Genomic DNA, 13,045 nt, shown 5'->3' on the forward strand with positions numbered 1-13,045 from the left:
TGAGCGCATTCAAATATAAAGACCTAGCTTGAAAACCGCTAACTTTGTAGCATGATTTCGATTACCAACCTCTCGTATTATCTCGGCGACCGTGCTTTGTACGAAAACGCCTCGCTTCATATCAAGCCCAAAGATAAAATTGGCCTTATTGGTTTGAACGGAACAGGGAAATCCACCCTGCTGCATTTGATTGTGGGTAACTACCAGCCCGATGCAGGAAATATCTCAAAAGCAGGTGGTTGTACCATTGGGTTTTTGAACCAAGATTTGCTCTCTTACCAAAGTGATGAGCCTATTTTGACGGTAGCCTTGCAAGCTTTTGAGCGACAGTTGGTGCTTCAACGCCAAATTGATGAAGTACTTCATCAGATGGAAATCAATTATGAGGATAAGCTGGTGGACCGACTTGCGCGTTTGCAAGAAGAGTTCGAGGCATTGGACGGCTATACTATCCAGTCGAAAGCCGAAGAAATTTTGGAAGGGCTTGGTTTTTCGACAGCTGATTTACAAAAACCACTGCGGCAGTTTTCGGGAGGTTGGCGTATGCGCGTGATGTTGGCCAAGTTGTTGTTACAAAAACCTTCTTTGCTCATGCTCGATGAGCCTACCAACCACTTGGACTTGCCTTCGATTCAGTGGGTGGAAAAGTATGTTCAGAGCTACGAAAATGCGGTGATTGTGGTGTCGCACGACCGTGAGTTTTTGGACAACGTCTGCGATACGATGGTGGAAGTAAGCAACCAAAAGCTCAATTATTACGGCGGAAATTATTCGTTTTATCTTGAAGAGAAAGCCCTTCGTAATGAGATTCAAAAAGGGGCTTACGAAAATCAACAAGCGAAAATCCGCCAAACGGAGCGCTTTATTGAGCGTTTTAAGGCCAAAGCAACCAAAGCAAAGCAAGCCCAAAGCCGCGCAAAAATGCTCGACCGAATGGACCGAGTGGAGGCCGTGGTGGATGAAAATGCTAAAGTACATTTTCGTTTTCAATTTACCACTCAGCCAGGCCGCCATGTGCTTCAGCTGGAAGATGTGTCGAAGGCTTACGGTGAAAAAGAAATCCTGAAACATACCAATATCACGATGGAGCGCGGCGACAAAATCGCGCTTATCGGGGCCAATGGTAAAGGGAAATCAACGTTGTTGAGGGTCATTGCAGGCACCGAGCCTGTCGAAGGCGAGCGACGACTGGGGCATAATGTGCTTTTTACCTTTTACGCCCAGCACCAGTTGGAGTCGCTTAATATAGAACATACGATTTTAGAAGAATTAAAATACGCCAATCCGACCAAGACCGAAACCGAATGTCGGACAATTTTGGGGTGTTTTCTATTTACGGGTGACGATGTTTTCAAGAAAATCAAGGTGTTATCGGGAGGGGAGAAATCGCGGGTTGCGTTGGCAAAAGTATTGGTGTCTCAAGCCAATTTCTTGTTGCTCGATGAGCCTACCAACCACTTAGATATGCAGTCGGTGAATATCCTCATTCAGGCGCTTCGTCAGTATGAGGGGTCGTTTGTAGTGGTTTCTCACGACCGTTTCTTTGTGGAAGCCATTGCGGAGAAAATTTGGTACATCGAAGATAAAGAAGTGAAAGAATACCCTGGTACTTACCAAGAGTACGAGTGGTGGCAAGAAGAACGTGAAGAAGAAGTGGTAGCAGCCTCTGTGGAGACGGTGGTAGTGCCGCAACGCTCGACACCTGCCCCAGCGAAGAATACATCTTCGGGCTCGTCGCACCAGCAAAAGACCCTTCAGAAAAAAATCACTCAACTCGAACAAGAAATCGACGAGTTGGAAAAACGTAAGAAAGAAGCGGAAGCTCACTTGGCTGACATTGCTATTTACAGTGATGCGGCGAAATTGGCCGAAGTGAACAAAAAATACACCGAAATCCAGCAAAAAATTGCGGCTACCACCGACGCGTGGGAAAATGCTATGATGGAAATGGAGGAGTTGGGGTAGTAAAAAACAAAGACCTTCCAAGTTTCAAAAACTTGGAAGGTCTCTTATTCGGCGCATGGTCGGGTTGAGAGCAACCCTCTGCACGGTTTACCCTCTGCACGGGTTCGATTAGTTCTTCATTCGAGATAGTTTCTCATAATCGAGTACGGTAATCAGACTTCCCTTCATTTCGAGAAGATGTTCATCCTTAAAATCGGAGAGCGTACGGATGACCGTTTCGGTGGCGGTGCCCACGATGCTCGCTAAATCTTCACGGGTGATGGCAATGGCAAAAGGCTTTGTTTTATCTTCTTGGTAGCGATTGGCCAACATAATCAGGGCTTCGGCTACGCGTTTTCGTACGGAGTTGTAGGCAAGTTTTAGTAGTCGCTCTTCCCGCTCTCGTACTTCGTTAGAAAGCATTTTGATGAACTTTGTGGCTACATCGCGGTTGTTGTAGAGAAGGCTATTAAACTCATCTTTGGGAATGATAACCACCTCACTGTCTTGCAACGACACGGCCGATTCTTGGTAGGGAGTGTTTTCCAACAAGTCTAAATATCCAAAAAAATCGCCAGGCTTGTGAAGCTCCACAATGTATTCTTTCCCAAACTCATTGGTCTTTGAGTTTTTGATTTTCCCACTTTTTAAGAAATAAACGGCATTAGGATAGCTTCCCTCCGAATACACCGTTTCGCGCTTTTTATAGAGCTTCGTTTTTTTATTTTCCGACAGTTTTTTGAGCGATTCAAACGATTTTACTTCGTTCAAAAACTGGGTCAGTCCTTCTTCCGTTCGTGAATACTCTGTTTTGAGCAAATCGTTTTTGCGCAAGCGCGTTTCGACTGCACTCAGGAGTTCTACGTCATCATAAGGTTTGGTCAGATAATCATCTGCCCCAAGGGTCATTCCTTTGCGGTAATCGGCTTTTTCAGCTTTGGCCGTTAAGAAAATAAAAGGAATACTCGCGGTTTCAGCTTCTTTACTGAGCAAATGCAACACGCCGTAGCCGTCGAGTTCGGGCATCATGATGTCACAAATAATCAGGTCAGGCTGCTGTTCTTGAGCGATTTTGATGCCTTTCTTACCGTTTTCAGCTGTCAGTACATTGTAGTGTGCTAACTCCAAAATTTCGGTCGTATTTTCCCGCATGTCGGGATTGTCTTCTATCAGTAGAATGGTCTTCATGTGGCTAACAATTCGGAAGGTCGAGAGACACCGTCGTTCCTTGATTCAGTTGACTCGTAAGCCGAATTTCGCCTTGCATCAATTGAATGTATTTTTTTACAATGTTTAGCCCAAGGCCAGTTCCTTGTATTGTCCCAGAGTTGTGCGCGCGGAAAAAGCGGTCAAACACATACGCTTGGTCTTGTTCGGGAATTCCAATGCCTTGGTCTTGTACTTCAAAGTGAACGGTTTTTCCTTTTTTAGATGAACGTAAGAAAATTTGCTTGCCTGCGTCCGAGTATTTGGAGGCGTTTGAAAGCAAATTGATGAGTATATTTTTGAGCAAATGACGGTCAATGCACACCTCAGAATCACCTTCGTGGGTATAGATAATTTGCTGATTGTCTTTACAAACCGACTTGAGCTCATCCACGAGTTCTTTGCAAAAATCGGTCACAGGAAATACAATCGGCACATTGCGGATTTGGCCTTCTTCTAGTTTGCCAAGCGACAAAAAGTCGTTTAGAATTTCAGTGAGATTCGTAACGGTCGATTTGATTCGTTGAACGTGTTTCTGGCGTTTTTCGTCTTCTTCGGTGTGCGTATAACGTCCAATCAACGACGCAGATGACAGGATGGTCGCCAACGGCGTACGGAATTCGTGCGAGGCAATCGTCACAAATTTCGTTTTCATGTCATTAAGTTGACGTTCTTTCTCCAGCGCCCGCATTACTTCTTGTTTCGATTGCTCAATTTCCTCTAGCGCATGTGCCAGTTCACGGGTTCGTTGCTGCACACGCTCTTCTAAGTCGGCGTTGAGGCTTTGGATTTGGCGGTGTGCTTCTAGCAGCGCCTCTTCTTGTTTTTTGCGCAGAGAAATGTCGATAATAAAACTTACAATGTATTCGCCGTCGCTGGTGGCAAACGGACTTAAACTGATTTCGACAGGAAACTCCGAATTATCTTTACGCTTGGCATTGAGGTCTAAGTTGCTCCCCATGTTCCTTGCCTTGGGATGCTGGGAGTAATTCATGCGGTGATCTACGTGATTGCGGGCATATCGTTGAGGAATAAGGATTTCTATTTTCTTACCAATCAACTCGTCTTCATCGTAGCCAAATAACTCTTCGGCTTTGGGGTTGACCAACTGTATAGCTCCCCACGAATCCACGACAATAATTCCCTCCGTTGCACTTTTAAAGAGTGCATCTAACATTTCGACGTGTCTTCTCATCGCTTGGGTTTGCTGAATGAATACTTCTAACATACCAAATACGGAGGTTGTTGTGATTTTTCCAAAAGAATTTTAAAATGTTTGGCTAAAAATGGCTGTTTGTGGTATATCTCCCCACAAACGCGCATCAAAGGCCATACTAATATTACGAATAAAAGAGCGGCCTTCGGGTGTCACTTTTAGATGATAGGGTTCGATGCTGACAAGGCCATCTTTTTCGGGTTCTTCTAGTCGCGCAAGGGCTTCGTAAAGTGCTTGGCACTGGTCTTTGGCATCAAACCAAGTGGTTTCAAAATGACACATTAGTTGTAAAATATGGCGTCTTAGAATCAAGTCTTCACGGGTCAGGACGTGGCCTCTGAATATAGGTAACTCGTTCGCATTGAGGCGTTCGTAATATTTTTCGACTGTTTTTTCGTTTTGGCCGTAGCCCCACCAGCAATCGCCAATTGCCGACACTCCCAAGCCAACGAGCAAACGCGTTTGAGTAGTGGTGTAGCCCATAAAATTTCGATGGAGTTTTTTGTGCTCAAGGGCCTGATAAAGCGTATCGGTTGTGAGCGAAAAGTGATCCATGCCAATGTCGTGATACCCTGCTAATTCCAAGGCTTCTCGGCAAGTTTCATAAATCATTAATTTTTTTGCCGCATCTGGTAAGTCAGCTTCGGTAAATTTGCGTTGGCCTGGTTTTACCCAAGGTACGTGAGCATAGCTGTAAAGCGCAATGCGGTCGGGGCGAAGCCGAATCACATCTCCGATGGTTTGGGTCATTCCCTCCACCTGTTGTTGGGGCAAGCCATAAACCAAATCGTAGTTGACAGACGTGTATCCAATTTCGCGCGCTTTCTCAGTGACGTGCTTTACTTGCTCATAGGTTTGAGGGCGATTGATGAGGTCAAGAATAACGGGATTAAAGTCTTGCACACCAATGCTAATCCGACGAAAACCTAGTTCAAACAACGTTTGAAGGTGCGCATCGGCGGTACTAGCGGGGTGCGCTTCAAACCCAAACTCGTGCTCAGGATGGATGTCGGCTTTTTCAAATAAGCCCGAAATCAAGGTTCGGAGATTTTCGGGGCTAAAAAACGTGGGCGTTCCTCCGCCCAAGTGCAACTCACGGATTTGGGGACGACTGGGTAGAAAATCGAGGTAAAGTTGCCATTCTTTCAGAACGGCTGCTATGTATGGCTGTTCTACTTTATGGTTGACCGTGATACGGGTATTACAGCCACAGTAGGTGCACAAACTTTCGCAGTACGGCAAGTGAATATATAGGCTAATTCCTTCGGAAGTATTGCTGACTTCAAAGATGTCTTTCACCAAATCTTTCCAACGAGGCTCGGTAAGTGGGGTTTTATCCCAATAAGGCACTGTTGGGTAACTGGTATAGCGAGGCCCAGGCACGTTGTATTTCTGAAGTAGTTGCGTGTTCATGGTAAATAGGTGTTTTACCAAAAATGCAAGCAATTGGAAAAGTAAAATATGACATTGGTCAGGCTGTTTGGAAAAATATCAAGCATTCAGCATGAATAAAAGGGAGGTAAAGAGCTGTTTTCGTTTACATAAACGATTGAAATTTCGCCTCGGAGAGGCGCAACATTTGTAGTATAAAGGTTGTCTAATTGTCAAAGAACATCATAGGTACGCCAATTAAGATTTGGCTTCGCTAAGGTATCTTTTTACGTGTTTAGATTATTGGAGAAGTTAACAATAAAGTTGTTTAATAAACTTTATTGTTAACTTTGTATTGAATTTATTGTTTTATGAAATATCAAATTGTTAAACTCAAACAGCTATCGGGGAAAAAAGCCACATTCTATACAGTGGCACTGGAAGGGGAAAAGAAGACTCTTTTTGAGCGATTTTTGGATGAGAATGAACAAGATTTTTCACATGAGTTAATAGACATTGTTGACCGATTGGGGGTTATGGCCAATCATGTAGGAGCGATAAGGACTTTTTTTAAGGAAAACGAAGGACGATTAGGTGATTTAGTCTGTGCTTTGTATGACTCCCCTAAAGCGAACCTACGGCTTTATTGTATCCGATTAGGGAATGCAGTAATTATTTTGGGAGGCGGAGGTCATAAGCCTAAAACCATTAGAGCACTACAAGAAGATGATAAACTTAGCCAAGAAAATAGCCTTATGCGCTTGATTTCAAGGCTTCTGTATAAAAAAATAAAAGAAGGTGACTTGTTTTGGATAAGTGATTTAGAATTAGGCGGTGATCTAACATTAGAAACAGATGAATAACTCAGAAGAAATTTATATTGAAAAGCTGGAGAAAATTCAAAGAAAAATTACTCCAGAACATCGTGCCAGTACCCTAAAAAGGATGGGATTAGCGGCTAGAATTTATGAAGGGATGCAAGCGAAAGGGCTTACAAACCAAGAGTTTGCTTTTTTAATGGGTAAAAAACCTGCCGAAATTAGTCGCTGGTTGAGCGGAACACATAATTTTACTACAGAAACCCTCTGGGAAATAGAACGCGTATTGGGAATCCAACTGGTAGTTGGGGCGACCTCTTCTACCCCTGACGTTTTACAAACATTTATTGTTGAGGAAATACGAAAAGCATTTGAGAAGTTTCAGTTGCAAATGATTGTGAATCAATAGAATATAATTCATTTGTTTGCCTTCATCGCCCCCCATGGCAAATAGGAATCTCACGATTTTCTAAACCCAAAATGGGCCAGCCTGTGACTTCCAAACCACGAAGAATAAGCACTACGGCTACTACTGCCACTAAGGCGGGCATAAAACTGCGAGCGCGGTTGCGAAAAGAAGTAGAAAAGAGATTTTTGACAAAGCCAACAGCGCTCATGGCGGGGAGTGTTCCAAGGCCAAAAGTAGCCATAAAAAGCGCCCCGTCGGTAGGCCCTCCCGCAGCTATGGAGCTAATCAGCGCCATGTAAACTAGCCCACAGGGTAAAAGCCCGTTGAGCGTTCCAAGAACGAACAGTGAGCTAAAACTACGTTGGTGCAAAAGTGTGCCTAGTTGTTTTTTTATCCATTGCACTCCTTTTTGCAAAAAAGAAGGTGGAGAAAGTTGGTCGAGCCAATGCGAAGAATAAGCAACCGCACCGAGCATAAATACTCCCGTACCAATAGAAAGACTACGTTGGAGTCCTGCCAAATTGAGTGCATTACCCACAAAACCTAGCAAAAAGCCGAGGAGGGCATAAGTAGTAGCTCGACCGAGGTTATACAGTACTATTCCGCCCAATTTTCCCCATTTTGAACGTTGATGTACGGGAAGTGCCAAAGCAATAGGCCCACACATTCCTACGCAGTGCAGGCTACTCATGAGTCCGAGGGAAAAAGCTAGGTAAAACATAGTTTTGAATTTCGAGTGTCGAATGCAGAATGTCGAATTTGGGTGGGTGTGCGTCGGGTTTTGAGAAACCCGACGCACGGGAAGCATTCGACATTCTACCCTCTGCACTCGATATTTGGGAATGACACTTAAATATTGAGAATTCCTTCGTTCCAGTAACCAATGCCGTTGGCTTGCCAGTCGATTTGCAATTGGTAACGTCCCACCTGAATTTTTTGGCTCGGAATAAACTGTGTACCGTCGGCTCCGACCTGAATTGGTGTTGAAAAATCCTTACGATTGTCGGCTGGACAGTAGAAGTTAATTTTTCCAGAAACGCCTTTCATGTTTGTTGGGTAGTGAATGCGGATGCCATTTTCTAGCACTTCCCACGTAAGAGGTGTAGCTAGGTCTTTGGCCCGATTGATTTTGTCAATTTTGCCTTGGAATTTAACTTCCTCTTCATAATAATTATCCGTAACAAGGTCTATTTTTTGGACAATACTCATTCCGACCATGGCGAGTATCATTAGGACAAATAAGCCATAAAAAGCCCAGATGCCAGTTCCCCAAGATAGTTTCATAGTGGTAAAATTTATTCTTCTGGTGCAATAAAGGTTGTTTTAAATTCTTCTAATTGTTGCCCGTTGGCATAGATTCCCAATTTTACGTCGGTGCGGCGTTTCGATAGTTCTGATTTGGGAATGGTAATAAAGACCGAACCTTCGACCATTCCAGCGGCTTCGAGGTTGAGGTTGGGAATTCCCGCAAATTTTAACGTGCCTTTGGGGAACAACAACTGCATCTCAGGCTGGATGGGATGGTTGGTTTTGTTGAACAATTTGAAGGTATAGAGATTGCTAATGGTGCCGTCAGGATTTTCGATAAAGCGTGAACCTGGCGCACGTAATAGCGTGGTTTCGGTGTCGTTACGGGTCAAAATGGCGTAGCCAAGTCCAATCCAAAGGGCCGATAGCACTACCGCATAGGCAATAGTACGGGTAGTGATAAGCTTACTTTTTCCGCTTGAAATATTGTTTTCAGAGTCAAAGCGAATTAGTCCTTTGGGAAGGTTGACTTTCTCCATGATGTTGTCGCAAGCGTCGATACAGGCCGTGCAGTTGACACACTCCATTTGGGTACCGTTGCGGATGTCGATACCCGTTGGGCACACGTTGACACACTGAAAACAGTTGATACAATCGCCAGCGGTACGTTCGGCACCTTTACGGAGTTTTTCACGAGGTTCGCCACGCTTGTAGTCATAGGCAATCACCACCGAGTTTTTATCAAGTAATACTCCCTGTAAACGGCCATACGGACAGACTACCGTACAGGCTTGGTCACGAAGCCAAGCAAAATTCCAAAAGAAAACCAGGGTAAAAGCGCAGATACCCAAAAACAGAGTCAAGTGCTCCGATATTGGCTCTAAGATGATGCGTTCGAGACGGTCAATCCCTACAAAGTAGCTTAATAGTAGGTTAGCAATGGCAAATGACAATGCCATGAAAATAACCGCTTTAAGGGTTCGTTTGATGATTTTTTCGTTGTTCCAAGGGGCTTTGGCAAGGGCACGTTGGGCTTTCCAGTCACCTTCAATAACGTATTCGATTTTACGGAAAACCATTTCCATGAATACCGTCTGCGGACACGTCCAGCCGCACCAAACCCGCCCGAAAACGGTGGTGAAGAGTACGATAAACACAAAAAACGAAATCATCATTAGGCCAAACAACCAATAGTCTTGCGGGCCAATGAAGATACCAAACACGATAAACTTACGCTCTAGGATGTTGAACAAGAAGAGAGGTTGACCGTTTACTTTGATAAACGGCAAGGTAAACATAACGGTTAGCTGAAAGATGGTAAACCAAACGCGGCGGTTGTGCCATTTTCCAGTTGGTTTTTGGGGATAAAACCAATTTCTTTTCCCAGTAGTATCATCGACCGCCGCAAAACTATCGCGGAACGATTCGTCGAAGTCGGGGTGTGTATCGAGGGGTTGCATAAGGAGAATGAAAAAAAATGTCGAGTGCAGAATGTCCAGTTTTAGTGTCGAGCGTCGAGTGCAGAATGTCCAGTTCTAGTGTCGAGTTTCGAATGCAGAGTGTCGAATAAAATCCTCCATTCGAAACTCTGCATTCTGCATTCGACATTTATTTTGCTGCTACAGTGCTATCTGGTGCAGCGGTAGTTTCGGTATAAATTTCTCCTTGAGGAGCTTTCGGGTTCGCAGGCTTAGAGCCTTTGATGGAGATGATGTAACTAGCAACTTGTTGCATTTTGAGTGGGTTCAATTGTTTTTCCCACGCAATCATCCCTTTTTCAGGTACACCATATTTGATGGTTTTGAAGACATTTTTGATACCACCTCCGTGGAGCCAGTACTCGTCGGTAAGATTTGGGCCTACAGTTCCGCCTCCATCGGTAGCGTGACAAGCGGCGCAGTTGGCCGTGAAAACGGCCTTTCCTTCCTCAATTGCTTTGGTATCAGTGGCCAACGCAACGGTATTTTCGTTGATTTTGGCCGCCGCTTTTTCAAGGAACGCGGTTTTCTTCGCTTCTACTACTTGGCTTTCTTTTTCCAATTCGGCCATCGGTAAATCTCCCCAACCTGCCATGTGATAGATAATGAGGTAAATCACAGCAAATAGAATCGTACCTTGGAACAAGAACGCCAACCAAGGTGGCATACGGTTGTCGAGCTCGTGAATGCCATCGTAGTCGTGGCCTTTGATGAGGATGCGTTGTTCGTCGGCGAGTTTTACGCCAAAGCCCGTCCAACGTTGCCACCAGCGATCACTGAAAATTGGTGCAGATTCGCCGCGTAAATCTTCTTTTACTTCTGCATTGCCTTGAGGAGCAGAGATTTTACGGAGAAGCATCATCACTTGTACCAAGAGCACGAGCACAGCCAAAATGACCACGACGAGTAGCATGATAATGAGGTAGTTGACCAACTCTTTGTTGCCTGCTTTGGGGGCTTCGGCGGTTTGGGCAAATACCATTGACGAAACGAAAAGTAAAGCAAGAGTTGCAAGCCCACGGCGAACGGTGCCGTCTTCGAGGGGTAGTTGGCTTATTTTTTGGACGGTTTTCTTGTCAAGTTTTACAAGGTACCATACCAATCCTACAAAAACGGCCGCAAAAATCAGTAGTCCGATGAGCGGATATATCGCCACTCCGTCAATCGTCTGGAGATAGTTTCTGAATTTCATGATTTTTATTGTTTTTTGATGTCAGTACCTAAGCGTTGCAAGTAGGCAATGAGCGCAATGATTTCTTTGTCAGCTTTGGCTTTGATACCGTCTTTTTTGAGACTTGCCACGATGCCATCGGCTTGTTTTTGAGCGTCGGCAATGGCTTGTTCTTCAAATCCGTCTTCGTAAGGGACGCCGAGGGTACGCATGGCACTGATTTTGGCAGGAGTTGTACTCAAATCAAGCGCATCCTCAAGCAACCAAGGGTACTTAGGCATGATAGAGCCAGGCGACATGCTCGTTGGGTCTTCCATGTGGTTGTAGTGCCATGAGTCTGGATATTTTGCCCCCACTCGGTGCAAATCGGGTCCTGTACGTTTTGAACCCCACTGGAATGGGTGGTCATAAACAAATTCACCTGCTTTTGAGTATTCGCCATAACGTTCGGTTTCTGAGCGGAACGGACGAATCATTTGAGAGTGACACGTATAGCAGCCTTCGCGGACGTAAATGTCACGGCCTTGAAGTTCGAGGGCGGTGTAAGGTTTCACGCTTTCGATGGTTGGTACGTTGGATTCTACCATGAAGGTTGGCACAAGTTCAATGACACCCCCGATGATAACGGCTACCAATGAAATAACGGTAAAGAATACAGGTTTACGTTCAAAAATACGGCTGTGCCAAAATTCGTTGGCGGGCGGGTTCCAGATAGATTTGAGGGAAGCCGCACGTGCTGTTTCGTTGGCGATAAGTTTGCCGCTAAGGGCCGTCATGGCCAAGTTGTACGTACCGACCAAGAAACCAACCAAGAACAAAGTACCACCCACACCACGTAAGATATAGAAAGGAACAAGCTGTGTAACTGTTTCGAGGAAGTTAGGGTATTTTAAGAAACCTTCTTCGGTAAATTCTTTCCACATCGACGATTGAGTCCAACCTGCCCAGTACATCGGCACGGCGTAGAAGATGATACCCAAGGTTCCAATCCAGAAGTGGAAATTGGCCAATTTTTGAGAGAACAACGGACGTCCGTACAAACGTGGGAACAACCAATACATGATGGCAAACGTCATAAAACCATTCCATCCTAAAGCCCCTACGTGAACGTGTGCTACAATCCAGTCGGTATAGTGAGCAATGGCGTTTACGTTTTTCAAAGAAAGCATTGGCCCTTCGAATGTCGCCATACCGTAGGCGGTTACCCCTACTACCATGAATTTCAACACCACATCTTCACGAACTTTATCCCAAGCACCACGAAGGGTAAACAGACCGTTGATCATCCCACCCCATGATGGAGCAATCAACATGATAGAGAACACCGTACCCAAAGATTGAGCCCAGTCGGGCAAAGACGTATAAAGCAAGTGGTGAGGACCTGCCCAGATGTATAAGAATATCAACGACCAAAAGTGAACAATTGACAAACGGTACGAATAGATAGGACGGTTAGCGGCTTTTGGCAAGAAATAATACATCAAGCCCAAATAAGGTGTCGTTAAGAAGAAAGCTACGGCATTGTGACCATACCACCACTGAACGAGCGCGTCTTGTACTCCAGCGTACCAAGAATAACTTTTGGTAAGAGAAATCGGAAGTTCAACACTATTGACAACGTGCAACATCGCCACTGTGACAAACGAAGCCAAGTAAAACCAAACCGCAGCATAAATGTGCTGCACACGGCGGTTAATCATGGTCATGACGAGGTTGAGAAGCGCGGCTACCCACACTACCGCAATGGCAATGTCAATCGGCCATTCGAGTTCGGCGTACTCTTTTCCTGTGGTAAGTCCTAATGGTAGCGTAATGGCCGCGGCTACGATGATGAGTTGCCAGCCCCAGAAGTTGATGTTTGATAACAACTTACTGTACATCGGCGTGCGGAGTACCCGTGGTGCCGAATAATAAAGCCCCATAAAGAAACCGTTACCGACAAAAGCAAAAATAACGGCGTTGGTGTGGAGGGGACGTAACCTACCGAACGTAGTGTAAGGAATATCGAGGTTGAGTGCGGGAAATGCTAACTGAAACGCGATAAGGACGCCCACCAGCATTCCGACAATCCCAAACACGATAGAAGCAATGGCGAAATTCCGTACGATGGTGTTATCATACTGAAACTCTTCCATGTCAACGGTTGAGGTTGTTTTGGAAATTGGTTCCATGTTGAATTTGAGG

The 13,045-nt window shown here is 45.0% G+C and carries 11 protein-coding genes; 3 read left to right on the plus strand and 8 right to left on the minus strand.

The window, feature by feature from the left end:
* The first annotated feature begins 51 nt into the window (after positions 1-51).
* Complete coding sequence (locus AC23P2_RS15135; protein ID WP_487773984.1) at positions 52-1,965, plus strand: ABC-F family ATP-binding cassette domain-containing protein; 1,914 nt, start codon at positions 52-54, stop codon at positions 1,963-1,965.
* A 108-nt stretch (positions 1,966-2,073) separates the two neighbouring features.
* Here the strand turns inward: AC23P2_RS15135 and AC23P2_RS15140 are convergent, their stop codons facing one another.
* From AC23P2_RS15140 to hemN, 3 genes are read right to left on the minus strand one after another with little or no spacing between them, the layout of a single operon-like run.
* Positions 2,074-3,132, minus strand: coding sequence for a response regulator (locus AC23P2_RS15140; RefSeq protein ID WP_028525340.1), 1,059 nt, complete (start codon positions 3,130-3,132; stop codon positions 2,074-2,076).
* A 4-nt stretch (positions 3,133-3,136) separates the two neighbouring features.
* A complete protein-coding gene (locus AC23P2_RS15145) occupies positions 3,137-4,378 on the minus strand; it encodes a PAS domain-containing sensor histidine kinase (protein ID WP_487773985.1) in 1,242 nt (413 codons plus the stop codon).
* Positions 4,379-4,417: 39 nt separating this feature from the next.
* The gene (gene hemN, locus AC23P2_RS15150; protein WP_487773986.1) at positions 4,418-5,779 is read right to left on the minus strand and encodes an oxygen-independent coproporphyrinogen III oxidase; all 1,362 of its coding nucleotides are present in this window, start codon (positions 5,777-5,779) and stop codon (positions 4,418-4,420) included.
* 329 nt (positions 5,780-6,108) lie between these two features.
* Between hemN and AC23P2_RS15155 the strand changes: the two genes are divergently transcribed.
* Positions 6,109-6,600: a hypothetical protein gene (locus tag AC23P2_RS15155; protein ID WP_487773987.1), complete on the plus strand. Its 492-nt coding sequence runs from the start codon at positions 6,109-6,111 to the stop codon at positions 6,598-6,600.
* Positions 6,593-6,964 (plus strand): helix-turn-helix domain-containing protein, encoded by a 372-nt coding sequence (locus AC23P2_RS15160; RefSeq protein ID WP_487773988.1) that lies wholly within the window; start codon positions 6,593-6,595, stop codon positions 6,962-6,964. The genes AC23P2_RS15155 and AC23P2_RS15160 overlap by 8 nt, the downstream gene beginning before the upstream one ends.
* Positions 6,965-6,986: 22 nt before the next feature.
* On the opposite strand, the gene AC23P2_RS15165 is transcribed toward AC23P2_RS15160, so the two are convergent.
* The 5 genes from AC23P2_RS15165 to ccoN all read right to left on the minus strand — a co-directional run bounded on the left by AC23P2_RS15165 (position 6,987) and on the right by ccoN (position 13,032).
* Entirely contained in the window at positions 6,987-7,685 is a 699-nt protein-coding gene (locus AC23P2_RS15165; protein ID WP_487773989.1) for a sulfite exporter TauE/SafE family protein, read from the minus strand.
* A gap of 128 nt (positions 7,686-7,813) precedes the next feature.
* Complete coding sequence (locus AC23P2_RS15170; protein WP_487773990.1) at positions 7,814-8,248, minus strand: FixH family protein; 435 nt, start codon at positions 8,246-8,248, stop codon at positions 7,814-7,816.
* Positions 8,249-8,259: 11 nt separating this feature from the next.
* Positions 8,260-9,672 carry a cytochrome c oxidase accessory protein CcoG gene (gene ccoG / locus AC23P2_RS15175; protein WP_487773991.1) on the minus strand — a complete coding sequence of 471 codons (1,413 nt, stop codon included), beginning with the start codon at positions 9,670-9,672 and terminating at the stop codon, positions 8,260-8,262.
* Between the two features lie 148 nt (positions 9,673-9,820).
* Positions 9,821-10,882, minus strand: coding sequence for a cbb3-type cytochrome c oxidase N-terminal domain-containing protein (locus tag AC23P2_RS15180; protein ID WP_487773992.1), 1,062 nt, complete (start codon positions 10,880-10,882; stop codon positions 9,821-9,823).
* 5 nt (positions 10,883-10,887) lie between these two features.
* Positions 10,888-13,032, minus strand: a complete 2,145-nt coding sequence (gene ccoN, locus AC23P2_RS15185) for a cytochrome-c oxidase, cbb3-type subunit I (RefSeq protein WP_487773993.1) — start codon at positions 13,030-13,032, stop codon at positions 10,888-10,890.
* Between the last annotated feature and the right edge of the window lie 13 nt (positions 13,033-13,045).

It is taken from the genome of Runella sp. R0.1_18, from assembly GCF_057652155.1.